We start from the raw sequence: 15,581 nt of genomic DNA on the forward strand, positions 1-15,581 counted from the left end.
ATTGCGACGGGTTTTGTTATTGCCGTTGAGTCTTCCTCTTTTTCTGATATAAGCGCCATAAAACCGCAACAGTATATTTCTTTGGGTGTGCTGAAAAAAGATAAGCAGTGGTATTTTTGCGGTATGATGATTGCTCATACCTGTGTACCTGAATTTTCCTCTTCGGGCGGAATGAAAGCGTCAAGAGAAAAATGCCGACTGGATAAAGCCGCTGAAGAATCAACGTCTGATATGTTACAAAATATGTACAAGACTTTTATAGAATTGTACGGGCAAGAGCTGGTATTTTTGACACCACAGGAATCTGAAAAATTTACGGGAAAGTTTTTTAGTGGGTATAATGATAAAATCGTTGCTGAAAAAGGTACGGATAAATTAAAAGCTCTGCCGACTCCTATTTTTGATGAACTTAATTTCTCAGACACTGAAAATTTGGTAGTCTATTTTAACCAGAAAAGCGGGATCGAATTATATCCAAATATTGCATTGGATATTAAAGTAGAGGGCAATCCGTTTTTTGAAAAATTGTCTGAAGATGTCTTATTCGCTCTTGTATATAATTCGGATTATTCAACGGAATTTTATCATGAAATTATCAAATTATTATTACTAAAAAACAGTTTAAAAGATATTGAGCTTTATAATCAATTTAATTTTGATGAATTTGATTTTCTCAAGCGTTTTTATAGTTCAAACGGTTATAAGTCTGAACCGCACATGTATTTTGTATAATTAGAATTTTAAAAACATTTTTACAGGAAAGAATATGTTGACAGCAAAATCTGAAGAACAATGGGACATGATCCTTGAGCCGAAAAATCGGCTTTTGGATTTGAAAATCCGTGAATTGATACGTTACCGCGATTTGGTATTTATGTTTATCAAGCGCGATTTTGTAACTGCATATAAACAAACGATTTTGGGTCCGCTGTGGTATGTCGTGCAGCCTTTAGTAACAACGGTAATGTACACCTTTGTGTTTGGAAACCTTGCACAAATAGGAACCGACGGTGTTCCCTACCTGCTTTTTTATTTTGCGGGCACTATGCTGTGGACATATTTTACCGCCTGCCTTAACAGTGCGGCAAGCTGTTTTTTGTCTAATTCGGGAATTTTCGGAAAGGTATATTTTCCGCGCTTGACAGTGCCCATTTCCACAACCATCGGCCATATGATAAAGCTGGGCATTCAATTTGCAACACTGATGATTTTTTACGTGTACTATCTTGTTATAAAAGCTCCTATACAGCCCTCGTGGTGGATTTTAGCATTGCCGCTGCTCGTTATTTGGGTAGGCGCTATGGGGACCGGTTTCGGCATGATTATATCGGCGCTGACAACAAAGTACCGCGACTTAAATCAGCTTTTGGGGTTCGGACTGTCGCTTGCAATGTACGCAACGCCGATTGTTTACCCGCTGTCCGAAGCGCCGCAAAAGTTTTGGTGGGTGTTTTACATAAACCCGATGAGCGCACCGATAGAACTTTTCCGCATGTGGTTTTACGGTGCGGGAAATGTTCAAGCCTCTATGATTGTTATCAGCATTGCCGAAACGATTGCGTTTATGTTTTTTGGTCTTGTGCTCTTTAACCGCAACGAGCGCACTTTTGTGGATGTTATTTAATGCAATTAACTTCAACAAAAAAACGTGATATACTCACAAGCATAACGTGGGATTATAACCTCTCCGAAGCCGAATTAAAAAATATCACGTGCAGCAATGATATGAAAAAGAAACAATGGCTGTTCAACCGCATAGTATATAATTCCTAAGGTAAATTGAACAATTTATCGCTTTTTTCTCAAACCGATTTGCAAACTTTGTTTAATACTTTTAAGTTCTCAGAGCGCTTCGGTTTGACATGAGATTCATACACGGCATTGCGCAATACAATGTTGAACGAGCGGCAGTACATAGAGAAGTTTCAATGAAAAAAGATATAATTCGTGATTACACACAACTATATACGCTGCAAGATGAAGTTTTGTTGAACGTTTAAAAAGTTTTCCGCTTGAATGGATTGAAAATTTAAAACTAATAGAAAAAATAATGATAACGAGTAAAATGATTGATATGATTTGTATGGATATAAAATTAAAAAAGAAGAATTCGTTAACGAGAGAATAGCATGAGCAATACAGTAATAAAAGCCGAACATCTTTCAAAATATTATCGGCTCGGCGTTATCAATAACGGTACCTTGTTTCGCGACATTCAAACATGGATTGCGCTCAAGCGTTGCAAGCCGGATCCTCACTCGAAAATCGGTGAGCACAAATATGACGGAACCGATGAAGGCTTTTGGGCACTGAAAGATTTGAACTTCGAAATTAAACAGGGAGACAGGGTCGGGATAATCGGTAAAAACGGCGCAGGGAAATCCACACTCTTAAAAATTTTAAGCAGAATAACCGCACCGACCGAAGGCTGCGTAAAAGTAAGCGGAAGAGTCGCCAGCCTTTTGGAAGTGGGAACGGGGTTCCACGGAGAGCTTACCGGCCGTGAAAATATTTATCTTAACGGTGCGATCCTCGGTATGAAAAAAAAAGAAGTAGACCGCAAAATCGACGAGATTATAGACTTCAGCGGAATCGAAAAACATATCGACACTCCCGTAAAACGCTATTCGAGCGGAATGTACGTTAGGCTTGCCTTTGCAGTTGCAGCTCATTTGGATAGTGATATACTGATAGCCGACGAGGTGCTGGCCGTAGGTGATGCAGACTTTCAAAAAAAAGCATTGGGAAAGATGAATGAGTTAAGCGCTGGGCAAGGCAGAACGGTACTGTTTGTAAGCCATAATATGCCTGCGATAAAAGCACTATGTAATAAGGGTATTATTCTTGATAAGGGGAGATTAAGATTTGAGAGTAACAGTATTGATAAAGTTTTGGATGTGTATAGTGGGAAAAATAAAAATCAGGATATTAGATTAAGGTGGAATAACGATGGATCTATAAAAAATATGTATTTTACTCCTAAAAGTGTTAACATTGTTGATAGTATGGGTACAGCAATTAATTATTATCTTGATTATGAATCGGCGTATAAGATTGTGTTGGAAGCAAATATAGAGGAAGTATTACCAAACATAGACTTTTGGATTCTAGTTTATAGAGATAATGTTTCCCTTTTTGCATTAAAAGGTGAGAATCATGATTTGCATATTGGTATGAATGTTTTTGAATTTTATATCTATCCTAGAATGTTACCTCCAGGTTCTTATGATATAAGTTTAAGTTTATCTATTAAGAACACTGCGTGGATTGTTAATCCTGATGAACATAGCGTTTCTATTTATTTTTCCGTTTCTTCAAAAAATTCTGACATATGGAAGAGTAAACAAATAAAATGAAAACAGTTATCTTAGCAGGTGGCCTCGGTACTCGCCTTTCGGAAGAAACGGATCTGCGTCCTAAGCCAATGGTTGAAATCGGTGGGAAGCCGATTCTTTGGCACATAATGAAAATTTATTCTCATTACGGCTATAACGATTTTATTATTTGTTGCGGATATAAATCATATTTTATAAAAGATTATTTTTATCACTATTATATGCACTCAAGCGATATTACAGTCGATTTGGTTTCTAATAATGTTACCTACCATGATTCGGACTCGGAACCGTGGAAAATAACATTGGTCGATACAGGTCTTGATACTATGACCGGCGGGCGTATTAAACGTGTCCAAAAATATATAGGTGATGAGCCGTTTATGTTGACATACGGCGACGGCGTTGGGAACATCAATATTCCCGAATTAATAGATTTTCATAAACAAAATAACAAAACGGTAACATTGACAGCCGTATTACCTGACGGAAAATTCGGCGCCCTGCAATTAAACAATTCGGATGATATAACCGAATTTAGGGAAAAACCTGCCGGCGACGGCAGCTGGATTAACGGCGGTTTTTTTGTATGCGAACCGAAAGTATTCGATTACATAACAAAGGGCGACAGTACTATTTTTGAAAGAGAACCTTTAGAAAGGCTTGCAGCTGATAAGCAGCTAAAAGCATACAAGCATACCGGATTCTGGAAGCCTATGGATACGCTAAAGCAAAAAATGGAACTCAACAGCTTATGGAATTCCGGTAATCCGCCGTGGAAGGTTTGGCAATAATCATGCTTGAATTTTATAAAGGAAAGCGCATTTTTATTACCGGTCATACGGGATTTAAAGGAACATGGCTTACACGAATCTTACTTGCCGCAGGGGCTGACATCACAGGTTATGCTTTAAAACCGCCGACCGCCCCTTCTCTTTTTGAATTAACCGATACCCAAAAACATATACATTCAGTTGAAGCGGATATTGCCGATAGAGAAAAACTTATAAAATCGGTAAAAAATGTAAAACCGGATATAGTTTTTCATCTTGCGGCCCAGCCGTTAGTGCGGTTGTCATACAAAGAACCTGCGGCAACATACAGCACGAATGTTATGGGAACCGTAAACATTTTAGAAGCAGTCAGACAATGCTATTCCGTAAAATCTTTTGTAAATGTTACCACCGACAAGGTATATGAAAATAAAGAATGGTGCTGGGGGTATCGTGAAAATGAAAATCTCTGCGGCTTTGACCCCTATTCAAACAGTAAAAGCTGCAGCGAATTGGTAACGTACAGCTATCGAAATTCTTTTTTTGCCGGATTTGAAAGTCCTGCAATCAGTACAGCCCGCAGCGGTAATGTAATAGGCGGCGGAGACTATGCCGAAGACCGCATTATTCCGGACTGTATACGTGCCGTTCAAAACAACAAACCGATAGTACTTCGAAACCCAGGTTCTACACGCCCATATCAGCATGTGCTTGAGTGCTTATCCGGCTACTTGCTTTTAGCACAAGCTCAATACGAAGATAAAAAACTGGAAGGTGCTTATAATTTCGGTCCGGATGATGAAAGCTGTGTTACAACGGGCGGTTTAACCGATATTTTTTGTAAAGCGTGGGGAAACGGTGTACAATGGGGAAGCAAAGATGAAAACGGACCTCACGAAGCGAACTTTTTAAAGCTTGATAATACCAAAGCAAAAAACATGTTACACTGGAACCCTCATTGGAAAATCAAGAATGCGGTTGAAAAAGTTGTAGAATGGGAAAAGAACATTGCAGCAGGAATTTCTGCCGGAGAAATAACAGATAAACAAATAAAAGAATATTTTACAGATGAATATAATATAAGATTTTGATGTAAATTCAATTGTTCAAGAAATTAAAAGAGCTTCTGAAAAAAAAGATTATAATTATTTTTGTACAAGTCGCGATATCTTTCAAGCTCACAAGGTATAAGGAATTATCTTTCTTCCGTACGACAAATTAATTCCGATTTAGATGCGATAAAAATTGCATTTACAGAACGGCTTTCAGGACGTTCACCGGAACAGAGAGGAAACGGATTAAAATTTGTTTGTGAATCCGTAAAAGAAAAACAGTGGACTTTATATTTTCAATCGGGCAAGGCTTGTTGTGTAATAAAAGAAAGAGTTGTTTCTTTTATGGAAACAGGTGATTCGGTAATCGGCTGCCTAGCAATTTTAAAACTTTAATGGAGAAATAAGTGCGATGAATTTAAGTATAAACAAATTTGGAGATATATTAATATCACGACCTGTCGGTAAAGATGCTTTTCTTACTGCAAAAGTGTATGTTTTTAATTCTCTAAAGGCCGATGAAACGATCAACTTGGATTTTACCGATGTAAAGGTTCTTACACTTTCGTGGATTGACGAGTTTATTTCCGGTATAAAATCAAATTTTAAAAATAAAATAACGTACTTTAATACGACTAATGAATCCGTTGCCGCTTCATTGAAAACCGTATTGAACTGAGGATATACTATGTTTGAAGGTGCTGAAAAAGAACAAGCGGCACAGAAAATTCTTGCCGTTGTAAAAGAATACTACAAGGAATACATGATTAAGCCAGAATACAAAGACGGCGACCGTATTCCATACGCTAGCCGTGTCTTTGACGAACATGAAGTAATAAATCTTGTAGACAGCGCTTTGGAATTTTGGCTTACGGCAGGAAGATACACCGATGAGTTTGAAAAAAACTTCGCACGGTATTTAAACGTACCGTATTGCTCATTGGTCAATTCAGGGTCAAGCGCAAACCTTATAACTTTTATGGCTCTAACTTCACCTCTTTTAAAAGAGCGTGCCGTAAAACGCGGAGACGAAGTTATAACAGTCGCCTGCAGCTTCCCGACGACGGTAGCTCCTATACTGCAATACGGAGCCGTACCGGTTTTTGTGGATGTAACAATTCCTCAATACAATATCGATGTAACAGAACTCGAAGCAGCGTTGTCCGATAAAACAAAAGCCGTGATGGTTGCTCATACACTCGGTAATCCGTTTGACTTAAAAACCGTAAAAGAATTCTGTATCGAACACAACCTTTGGCTTATAGAAGACAACTGTGATGCACTCGGTTCGGAATACACAATAGGCGGTACAACAAAGCTGACCGGAACATGGGGAGATATAGGTACGTCCAGTTTCTACCCGCCGCATCATATGACGATGGGAGAAGGCGGCGCTGTCTATACGGCTAATCCGTTATTGCACAAAATTATCCGTTCACTACGTGATTGGGGACGCGATTGTATTTGTCCGTCAGGTAAAGACAATATGTGCGGTAAGCGATTTTCGCAACAGCATGGAGAGCTCCCGTTCGGTTATGATCATAAATATGTGTACAGTCATTTCGGCTATAATTTAAAAGCAACCGATATGCAGGCCGCAATCGGCTGTGCCCAGCTTGAAAAATTTCCGACATTTGTAGAAAAGCGTCGCTATAATTGGCAGCATTTATATGACGGGCTTAAAGATGTAAAAAACGAATTGATTTTACCTGAAGCTGCCGAAAATTCAAATCCGAGCTGGTTCGGTTTTTTAATAACCTGTAAAACAAACGAACAAAAAAATATACTTGTTTCAAATTTAGAAAAAAACAAAATACAAACGCGCTCATTGTTTGCAGGAAACCTTATCAGGCATCCCTGTTTTGATTCAATCCGCGGTACGGCGGCATATCGAGTTTCAGGTTCACTTGATGTTACCGACCGCATTATGAATACAACTTTTTGGGTTGGCGTATATCCGGGCATGACAAAAGAAATGCTGGATAAGATGATTAAAACTATTAAAATAAATTTAGAATGATTATTAAAACAGAAACAGAAATATCGGGACTTTTTGTACTGTCAAACACAATTTTTTTAGATGAACGCGGCAACTTCAAAAAAGTTTTTACTAAAAACGAATTTGCACACCTTAATCTGGAATTTGATTTTAAAGAATTGTATTATTCAATAAATAAAAAAAATGTTATACGGGGAATGCATTTTCAATCTCCGCCGCACGATCATATAAAAATGGTATATGTAACTCAAGGTACCATTACCGATGTTTGTTTGGACATACGAAAAAAATCAAAAACTTACGGTAAATATTTTTCGATAGAATTATCTGGTGAAGATGAAAATTATCTCTATATTCCGAAGGGAGTGGCTCATGGCTTTGCCGCCCGTACAGATAATGCAATAGTACACTATGTCCAAACGAGTTGTTATAACAAAGAACATGATTGCGGTATTCATTACGCTTCATTCGGATATAATTGGAATGTTACAAGTCCCATTGTTTCTGCACGTGATAAAATGTTTCCTGATATACAGGCTTATGAAGGAATTTTTTAGTATGAAAATACTGTGTACCGGATCTACAGGTTTTATCGGCTCTAACCTTATTCCTGCACTATTACAGAAAAAATATAGTGTCGCCATATTAAAACGAAAACTGTCTGATTTAAGGCAACTGGAAAAACAAAAAGATAATTTAATTATATATGATTACATGAATTACCAAGATATCGAAAATGCTTTAAAAAATTATAAACCTGATGTGGTAATTCATTTAGCTACTTTATATATAAATAATCATACAAAAGATGAATTGCAAAACTTGCTTGATTCAAATATTGTATTCGGTTCATATTTATTAGAAGCAATGAAAAATAGCGGTATAACTAAGTTATTAAATTTTGGCACACGCTGGCAGCACATCAATAACGAGTTATACAATCCTGCTAATTTGTATGCAGCAACAAAACAGGCTTTTTATGATATTCTTTGTTGGTATAATAAAGATGGTATTATGTCAAAAACACTTGAGCTATGCGATACATTCGGTAAAAATGATACTCGAAAAAAAATCGTTAGTTTGTTGATTGAGGCATGTAAAAATAAAATTCCATTGAATTTATCGCCAGGAGAACAAATACTGGATGTTCTTTATATAGACGATCTTGTTAATTATATTATTGATAATATTGAAACTCTCTCTTTTTTTGACAACCAAACAGTACAAATTATCGGAACGGAAATTAAATTAAAAGATTTGGGGACGCTTATTGAAAAACAATATGACGTAAAAAGCATTTTACAATGGGGAGCAAAAGATTACCGCAAAAACGAAGTGATGACTCCACCATTATTCAATGATCTTACTCAAGTCCATTTAACATCTGATATAAATACCATACTTACAACAACTTTTAATTTATTATAGATATTAATTATGCAAACATATGATACTGTTATTTTAGGAGCTGGTTTTGCAGGGATCGGAGCAGCTTACGGTGCAAGGCTTGCTAAAAAAAAAGATATAGTTCTATTTGAACAGGATAAAACATGGGGTGGATTATGTGGTTCATTTAAAAAATATGATTTTATCTTTGATAAAGCTGTTCATCTATCTTTTTCCGAGATAAAAGTGGTACAGGATATTTTTTATAAAACACCGCATATAGAACATAGACCCGAGGCAAAAAATTATACCAACGGTTTTTGGGTTCGCCACCCGATTCAAAATAATTGTTGCGCCCTTCCTGTAGAGGAACGAATAAAAATTATAAAGAGTTTTATAAACCGCTCTGAGAAAAAACGAAATCCCAAAAACTATCTTGATTATCTTGTTGCGCAATTTGGGGAATATTTTGCGCAAAAATATCCTGAACAATATACAAAAAAATACTGGGCGGCAAAGCCTGAAGAATTAAATTGTGTATGGTGTGGGAATCGACTTTATATTCCGACTCTGGATGAGGTATTACGAGGAGCATTTACGGATAAAACTCCCAGCACATATTATGCAAAGAAAATGCGTTATCCCGAGAAGGGGGCTTATAAAACTTTCTTGACGAATATTGTTGACGGTCTGGATATACAATACAGAAAAAAAGCAATAAAAATAAATACGGATTTAAAACAGATTGAATTCAGTGACGGTTCACTATGTGCATATCAAAATTTGATCAGTACTATTCCACTGCCTGAATTATGTTTTATGTGTGATTCAGCATCCGATTCAATAAAGAAAGCTGCTTCAAATTTACAGGCAAGTTCTATCTGTTTGGTTTCAATAGGTTTTAATAAAATAGTGGATATTCCTGCATTGTGGTTTTATGTATATGATGAAGATATTCCTTTTGCAAGAGCTCATTCTCCAAGTATAAAGTCTATGGCAAATGTCCCGAATGGAACAAGTTCCTTGCAATGTGAGATTTACTATAGTAAAAGTATGCCTCTTAGGTATTCCGACAAAGAACTCATAAGTAAAACCGTGCAGTCACTTACCAATATGAAAATTGCAAAAGAACGGGATATTCTTTTTACGGATTTAAGACACATAAAATATGCAAATGTAATTTTTTATCACAATATTGAAAAATATAGAAAATTTTGTTATGAGTATATCTTATCAAAAGGTATACGTACTGCAGGTAGATTTGGAAATTGGGATTACTTATGGAGTGACCAAAGTTTTATGAGTGGATATAATATTTTTAAAGAGTAACTATGAAAATATTGATAATCGGTTGTTAGGTTTTGTAGGTTCTGATGTTTTTATATTTTGTATATACAAAAAAGAAAAGCAATGATGTTATTGTTTTAGATAATCCCATTTTGTATAGTAGATGATCGCGATATGTTTATAAAAGGTTATTATGTTGACATTTTTGAACATAATATACAGGATAATTTAAAGGGTATTTTTTTAATTATTCTCACAAGAGGGCTATATGTGCAATGCATTTTCAACGAGAAAAACAATAAGCCAAATTAGTCCGCCGTGTTGCTGAAGTATGTTTGATGTTTTTTCCTGATTTAAGAAAAGACACAAACTTTTTGGATATATGGATCAGTTTAGAATGATCTCAGGAAAACCAGCGTGAAATTATAATTTCAGAAGGTTGCGTATACGGTTGTTGAGTTTTAGGAGATGCTATGATGTTATATAAGTGTGGTGAAGTGTTTAGAATACGATGATGGTATTATATGAAATTATCCTAATTTGAATATAAAGAACCCATTGATTTAATTGGCAGAAGTAAAAAATAATTATATTTGAAAAAGATAGAAAATGTTTTTTTTATGAAAAGATAAAGGATGATGTTTATGAAAAATGAAATTGTACCAAGGTATTCAATTATATTACCGGTAAAAAATGTAAGACCTTATATTGAGTCAGCTATTAATTCTGTATTATATCAAAATTATTTAGATTATGAGTTGATTATTAGTGATAATCAATCTGATGATGGAACTTCTGAATATGTAGATGCAATCAATCATGATAATGTAAAGGTGTTTCATACTCCTCGACATTTTACTATAGCAGAACATTTTAACTGGGCTCAATCTCATGCAGTCGGAATATGGCAGATTTATTTAGGAGGTGACGACGCAGTTCAACCATATTTTTTTACTTTAGCTGATAAACTTACTACAATTGCTGAATCAAAAAAAATATCTGCTATTTCAAGTAGGCGCGGATATTATTTTTGGAATGGTTGTCAAGAACAACATGGAGATGTGTGTGTGTCTTATTCAGCAGAGGATAAATATAAAATATTATCTGCAAAAAAAGAGATGTATAAGGCATTATGTGGAAAGTTACCTTGTGGATATTTTGATTTACCTCAAATGTATACCACATCCCTTTTTCATAAATCAATGATAGATGAGATACGACAAAGACAGAACGATCTCTTTCTACATTCGTATACGATTCAAGATGCTGCCCTTGCTGCTATATCTATCTTATTTTCAGAAAAGATCCTACGTTCAGAAATTCCTTTAGGTTGGGTTGGTACCTCACCTAAGACAGCTTTCAGAGAAAAAACATGGAGTAATAATTTTAAATTACGGCCTGAATCTGGAGATTTTAATATTGCTTCTTTGGAATTATATTTTTTTGATTCTTTATTGACTATTATGGAAGCTATTCCGGAAGTAAAAATAAAAAAACTTTTTTCTTCTTTTTTCAAAATTAAAATGTTTGCGTCTATTCTTGCAAATATTGAATATGCGAAAGAACCAAATAAATATGACGCTTTGTTAAAAGTAATAAAAGTAAATAATTGTAGTATAACACTTGTTAAATTATATATTAAAATCTCTTTTATTTATATAAAAATTTTAAATTTTATAAGATATGTATTTAGATTCTCTTGGCATTGCATCAGATATACCCTAAAACGTATTCCTTTTACAAAAAAATACTTTATAAATAAAACTTCGATAAAAAATGATATTAATCTGTATGTTTCTTGGAATGATGATCCCAACATGACGATGCAAAAAGCATCAGAGATGGTTATGGATTTGATAAATAAAAATATATATTTTGAAGAATTTAAATTATAGTCTGAGTTGTTTTTTTAATTTTATATGTTATAATTTCAAGCAGCTATGTCTCTTATGTTGATGATGTCAAAGACAAGTTTTATATGAAAAGGTTGTTTAGAATGGATTGGTTAGTTTTAATAAAAATTTATCCAATGAATATACAATGTACTGTTATTTAATTCTAATAAAATATAATGATTGATGCCATATGAATAAAATAACCATATTAATGCCTTCTTATAATAGAGGAGCATATATTAATGAAGCAGTTTCATCCGTATTAAACCAAAAAACTGATTTTGGTGTTAAACTTATTATAACGGACGATTGTTCGACAGACGGATCTATTGAAATAATAAAAAAACTGCAAGAAAAACATCCCGAAAAAATTGAAATATTGTTATCTGAAAAAAACGAACGGCTTCTTGCTAACATTCTTAAAGCTCAAGTAAGGGTGCAGACTGAATATTTTTGCGTGCTCGACCCAGACGATTATTATACTGATGAGTTTTTTTTACAAAAAGCAGTTGACTATCTTGAAAAACATGAAGATTTTACTATTTATAGTTCAAACTGTATGATGATGTATGAAAACAAAACCGAAAAACCGTTTATTGAAAATAATGTAAAAGAAGCTATATTTGATTTTAATGATTTACTCCAAGATAAACCTATTATAACCCAAACTGCCGGAAGCATTTTTAGAAATACCGTGTATAATAATGGTATACCTCAGATAATAAAAGAATCTATAGGTACGCCAAGTGAAACATCATTTAGAGATGATACATGTAGGTATATAATTCATTTATATAAAGGAAAAGCCTTTTTTAGAAATGAGGTCGTTGCCGTATATAGAATACATAAAGATGGGATATGGACAAAAGCTAATCAATTTCAGCACAATTTATTTTCGGTACAAGCTTATTATGATTATTTCCGATACTTCAATTATACTCATGAGGAATATTTTATACGCCGTTCTTTATTTTATGTAAAAGAATGTTTTACAGAATTAGAAAAGATAATAGATAAAAGAGAATTTACACAGACTATCGAGAAGTCAGATATGGTGCGATTATTTAATATAATCGTTGAAGACGAAAAATATTTTAAAGAACCTAAAGAGAATAATGATAAGCCATACACAAAAAAATCTATAACGGTAAAAAAAATAATCAAGTATCTGCTGCCATACGGTTTTGTGCGGCTGATTCAAGAAATAAGGAGATGATAATATGAGTATACCCCCCCCTACAATTATAGGAACTTCCAGCTTTGCACAATCAGGAGGTTCCGCTATTACAAATATTTTGGAAGAATTCTCCAATTTTTCAGTTCTTAGAGGAGAAGCGACATTTGAGTGTAAATTTTTTACGGAAAATATTTTTGCTTTAGAAACCGCTTTGAAAATAGGTAATGGTATAGATAGAGCAGCGAAGGCATTCTTATACAACGCACAAAAAGCTTCAAAAGAATTTGATTATAAAAATAATTTCGGTTCCGAATTTTTAAATTATACAATTGAATATATTAATTCCGTTACGGAAAATTATCTCGGTGCCGTTCACAAAGATTATGATTATGCTTTTCTTGACCCTGCTGAACATGCTATATTTTCAAAGGCTCAAACGCTTTATAATTATAAATACGGTATGCGTGTTTATGAAGCCTATGAGCCGTATCCTTGGGTGCCTGTTTACGCTCCTTTTGGCATTGTATATTACGGTGATTTCCCAAATGATTTTTATGATAAGACCCAAAAATATCTGGAAAAAGTTTTTTCCCCTCTTTATGAAAATGGAAAAAATTATATACTTGCCGATTCTATTTATAGTGCGACTACAATAACACCGCAAGAATTAATGTACTATAAAAATTCAAAGGCTTTAATTGCAAATAGAGATCCTCGTGATTTATATGTGATGAATAAAGAAATATACGGTGAGTGGTTTATTCCAACTTGGAACGTAGACGCTTGGATTACATATTATAGAAATAGACGACAAAGCATTAAACCTCAAAAAGAAAATAATAAAGACAATATCTTACATCTTCAATTTGAAGAGCTTATTTACAATTATGAAGAAAGTTTAGCAAAAATTAAAACTTTTTTAAACTTAAAAGATTCGGATCATATAAAAAAAGGGCAAATCTTTATTCCGGAAAAATCACAAACGAACACTCAAATGTTTAGAAAGTATCCGCAATATTCAAAAGACGTTGAAAAAATAGAGAAGGAATTGCCTGAATTTTGTTATCCTTACTCCGAAGGACAAATACGGTATTTTCTGCCTGAAGAGATAAAAGACAAAAATAGGGAAACATTAGAAGATATACGCAAAACCGTTTGCATCTTTCAAAAAACGGGAAAACTGCCGTTTTCAAATAAACAGGGTGCTTTTTTGTTCTCAAAACTAGGTCAACAAATACAAAATTTTAAAGACAGAAAAACGCTGTTCTCAAAGATAAAAGGTATAATAAAACTCGTAATGCTTTTTCCATATTGTCTTGCGGATTTTTATAAACAGCTTAAATTTCTTAATGAATATCAAGATAAAAATAAAGATAGGGTGGTGGAATTTAAATAACGCTTAGCGTATTAAAATTAAATCAATACATATGTCAAACTATAACATTGCCGTAGCAGGAACGGGATACGTCGGTTTAAGCATTGCGATTTTGCTTGCCCAATACAATGAAGTTTGTGCCGTCGACATTCTACCTGAAAAGGTCAGTCTTATAAATAATAAAAAATCTCCTATTCAGGATAAAGAAATAGAAGATTATCTTTTAACTAAATCACTTAATCTTACGGCAACACTGGATGAAGCCTCGGCTTATCGCAGTGCCGATTTTGTTGTTATTGCGGTTCCTACCGATTACGATCCGCAAAAAAACTTTTTTAACACAGGCGCAGTTGAAAACGTTATACATTCCGTAATGCAACACAATCCGAATGCAATTATGATTATAAAATCTACTATTCCGGTCGGCTTTACAAAAGCAATACGGGAAAAAACAGGGAGTAAAAATATTTTATTCAGTCCTGAATTTTTGCGTGAAAGCAATGCTCTTTATGATAATCTTTATCCGAGCAGAATTATCATCGGTACGGATTTAAAAGATAAAAAACTTACAAAAAAAGCTCATATTTTTGCTGAATTATTGCAAGAAGGCGCTATTAAAGAAAATATCGATACTCTTTTTATGGATTTTACCGAAGCCGAAGCCGTAAAATTATTTGCAAATACCTATCTTGCTCTTAGGGTAAGTTTTTTTAATGAACTTGATACTTACGCTGAACTTAAAGGCTTGAACGTTCAATCGGTAATTAAGGGGGTTTGTCTTGATCCACGAATAGGTTCTTTTTATAATAATCCTTCATTTGGATATGGTGGTTATTGCCTTCCAAAAGATACAAAGCAGCTGTTGGCCAATTATCAAGATGTACCGCAGAATCTCATTCAAGCAATAGTGGAATCAAACCGGACAAGAAAAGATTTTATTTCTGATCGGGTGCTGCAAAAAGCCGGTTATTATGATTATTCCGGCTCAGTATCGTTCAATGTACATAACGAAAAAAAAATAATTGTTGGTGTCTATCGTCTTATTATGAAATCAAACAGCGATAACTTCCGTCAAAGTTCAATTCAAGGTATTATGAAACGTATTAAAGCAAAAGGTGCTGATGTTATCATATATGAACCTAATTTAAATGACGGCGAAACATTTTTCGGTAGTCTTGTTGTAAATGATTTGGAAAAATTTAAAAAAATGAGTGAAGTTATAATTGCAAACCGTTATGATTCTTTACTTGCCGATGTTCAAGAGAAAATATATACACGGGATTTATTTGGAAGAGACTGATA

At 34.4% G+C, this 15,581-nt stretch carries 15 protein-coding genes; all 15 read left to right on the forward strand.

All coding sequences use genetic code 11. The features are described from left to right. Positions 1 to 87: 87 nt before the first annotated feature. The 15 genes from E4N74_RS03530 to E4N74_RS03600 all read left to right on the forward strand — a co-directional run bounded on the left by E4N74_RS03530 (position 88) and on the right by E4N74_RS03600 (position 15,579). Positions 88 to 732, forward strand: a complete 645-nt coding sequence (locus E4N74_RS03530) for a hypothetical protein (RefSeq protein WP_255806168.1) — start codon at positions 88 to 90, stop codon at positions 730 to 732. Positions 733 to 766: 34 nt separating this feature from the next. Then, positions 767 to 1,624: an ABC transporter permease gene (locus E4N74_RS03535; protein ID WP_255806169.1), complete on the forward strand. Its 858-nt coding sequence runs from the start codon at positions 767 to 769 to the stop codon at positions 1,622 to 1,624. 505 nt (positions 1,625 to 2,129) lie between these two features. Then, complete coding sequence (locus E4N74_RS03540; protein ID WP_255818912.1) at positions 2,130 to 3,356, forward strand: ABC transporter ATP-binding protein; 1,227 nt, start codon at positions 2,130 to 2,132, stop codon at positions 3,354 to 3,356. Then, positions 3,353 to 4,129, forward strand: a complete 777-nt coding sequence (gene rfbF / locus E4N74_RS03545) for a glucose-1-phosphate cytidylyltransferase (RefSeq protein WP_255818919.1) — start codon at positions 3,353 to 3,355, stop codon at positions 4,127 to 4,129. Before E4N74_RS03540 ends, rfbF begins: the two co-directional genes overlap by 4 nt. A gap of 2 nt (positions 4,130 to 4,131) precedes the next feature. Continuing rightward, complete coding sequence (rfbG, locus tag E4N74_RS03550; protein WP_255818921.1) at positions 4,132 to 5,199, forward strand: CDP-glucose 4,6-dehydratase; 1,068 nt, start codon at positions 4,132 to 4,134, stop codon at positions 5,197 to 5,199. 60 nt (positions 5,200 to 5,259) lie between these two features. After that, complete coding sequence (locus E4N74_RS03555; protein WP_255818923.1) at positions 5,260 to 5,556, forward strand: hypothetical protein; 297 nt, start codon at positions 5,260 to 5,262, stop codon at positions 5,554 to 5,556. A 16-nt stretch (positions 5,557 to 5,572) separates the two neighbouring features. Next, positions 5,573 to 5,839 (forward strand): STAS-like domain-containing protein, encoded by a 267-nt coding sequence (locus E4N74_RS03560; protein WP_255818925.1) that lies wholly within the window; start codon positions 5,573 to 5,575, stop codon positions 5,837 to 5,839. A gap of 9 nt (positions 5,840 to 5,848) precedes the next feature. Next, positions 5,849 to 7,180: a lipopolysaccharide biosynthesis protein RfbH gene (rfbH, locus tag E4N74_RS03565; protein WP_255818927.1), complete on the forward strand. Its 1,332-nt coding sequence runs from the start codon at positions 5,849 to 5,851 to the stop codon at positions 7,178 to 7,180. Next, the gene (locus E4N74_RS03570) at positions 7,177 to 7,716 is read left to right on the forward strand and encodes a dTDP-4-dehydrorhamnose 3,5-epimerase family protein (RefSeq protein WP_255818930.1); all 540 of its coding nucleotides are present in this window, start codon (positions 7,177 to 7,179) and stop codon (positions 7,714 to 7,716) included. Before rfbH ends, E4N74_RS03570 begins: the two co-directional genes overlap by 4 nt. 1 nt (position 7,717) lies before the next feature. Next, positions 7,718 to 8,587, forward strand: a complete 870-nt coding sequence (locus tag E4N74_RS03575; RefSeq protein ID WP_255818932.1) for an SDR family oxidoreductase — start codon at positions 7,718 to 7,720, stop codon at positions 8,585 to 8,587. A gap of 9 nt (positions 8,588 to 8,596) precedes the next feature. After that, positions 8,597 to 9,874 (forward strand): protoporphyrinogen/coproporphyrinogen oxidase, encoded by a 1,278-nt coding sequence (locus E4N74_RS03580; RefSeq protein ID WP_255818934.1) that lies wholly within the window; start codon positions 8,597 to 8,599, stop codon positions 9,872 to 9,874. A gap of 602 nt (positions 9,875 to 10,476) precedes the next feature. Then, positions 10,477 to 11,727 (forward strand): glycosyltransferase family 2 protein, encoded by a 1,251-nt coding sequence (locus E4N74_RS03585; protein WP_255818936.1) that lies wholly within the window; start codon positions 10,477 to 10,479, stop codon positions 11,725 to 11,727. A gap of 190 nt (positions 11,728 to 11,917) precedes the next feature. After that, complete coding sequence (locus tag E4N74_RS03590) at positions 11,918 to 12,943, forward strand: glycosyltransferase (RefSeq protein WP_255818937.1); 1,026 nt, start codon at positions 11,918 to 11,920, stop codon at positions 12,941 to 12,943. Positions 12,944 to 12,947: 4 nt separating this feature from the next. Beyond that, positions 12,948 to 14,300, forward strand: coding sequence for a sulfotransferase family protein (locus E4N74_RS03595; RefSeq protein ID WP_255818938.1), 1,353 nt, complete (start codon positions 12,948 to 12,950; stop codon positions 14,298 to 14,300). Positions 14,301 to 14,331: 31 nt separating this feature from the next. Next, positions 14,332 to 15,579 (forward strand): nucleotide sugar dehydrogenase, encoded by a 1,248-nt coding sequence (locus E4N74_RS03600; RefSeq protein WP_255818941.1) that lies wholly within the window; start codon positions 14,332 to 14,334, stop codon positions 15,577 to 15,579. Positions 15,580 to 15,581 lie beyond the last annotated feature (2 nt).

The sequence above is a fragment of the Treponema putidum genome (assembly GCF_024401155.1).
GTDB lineage: Bacteria > Spirochaetota > Spirochaetia > Treponematales > Treponemataceae > Treponema_B > Treponema_B putidum.

Bases quoted from the DNA above. Each gene is read 5' to 3' on its own strand.
- E4N74_RS03535 (WP_255806169.1), top strand. From the start codon at position 767: ATGTTGACAGCAAAATCTGAAGAACAATGGGACATGATCCTTGAGCCG.
- E4N74_RS03540 (WP_255818912.1), top strand. From the start codon at position 2,130: ATGAGCAATACAGTAATAAAAGCCGAACATCTTTCAAAATATTATCGG.
- rfbF (WP_255818919.1), top strand. From the start codon at position 3,353: ATGAAAACAGTTATCTTAGCAGGTGGCCTCGGTACTCGCCTTTCGGAA.
- rfbG (WP_255818921.1), top strand. From the start codon at position 4,132: ATGCTTGAATTTTATAAAGGAAAGCGCATTTTTATTACCGGTCATACG.
- E4N74_RS03560 (WP_255818925.1), top strand. From the start codon at position 5,573: ATGAATTTAAGTATAAACAAATTTGGAGATATATTAATATCACGACCT.
- rfbH (WP_255818927.1), top strand. From the start codon at position 5,849: ATGTTTGAAGGTGCTGAAAAAGAACAAGCGGCACAGAAAATTCTTGCC.
- E4N74_RS03570 (WP_255818930.1), top strand. From the start codon at position 7,177: ATGATTATTAAAACAGAAACAGAAATATCGGGACTTTTTGTACTGTCA.
- E4N74_RS03575 (WP_255818932.1), top strand. From the start codon at position 7,718: ATGAAAATACTGTGTACCGGATCTACAGGTTTTATCGGCTCTAACCTT.
- E4N74_RS03580 (WP_255818934.1), top strand. From the start codon at position 8,597: ATGCAAACATATGATACTGTTATTTTAGGAGCTGGTTTTGCAGGGATC.
- E4N74_RS03585 (WP_255818936.1), top strand. From the start codon at position 10,477: ATGAAAAATGAAATTGTACCAAGGTATTCAATTATATTACCGGTAAAA.
- E4N74_RS03590 (WP_255818937.1), top strand. From the start codon at position 11,918: ATGAATAAAATAACCATATTAATGCCTTCTTATAATAGAGGAGCATAT.
- E4N74_RS03595 (WP_255818938.1), top strand. From the start codon at position 12,948: ATGAGTATACCCCCCCCTACAATTATAGGAACTTCCAGCTTTGCACAA.
- E4N74_RS03600 (WP_255818941.1), top strand. From the start codon at position 14,332: ATGTCAAACTATAACATTGCCGTAGCAGGAACGGGATACGTCGGTTTA.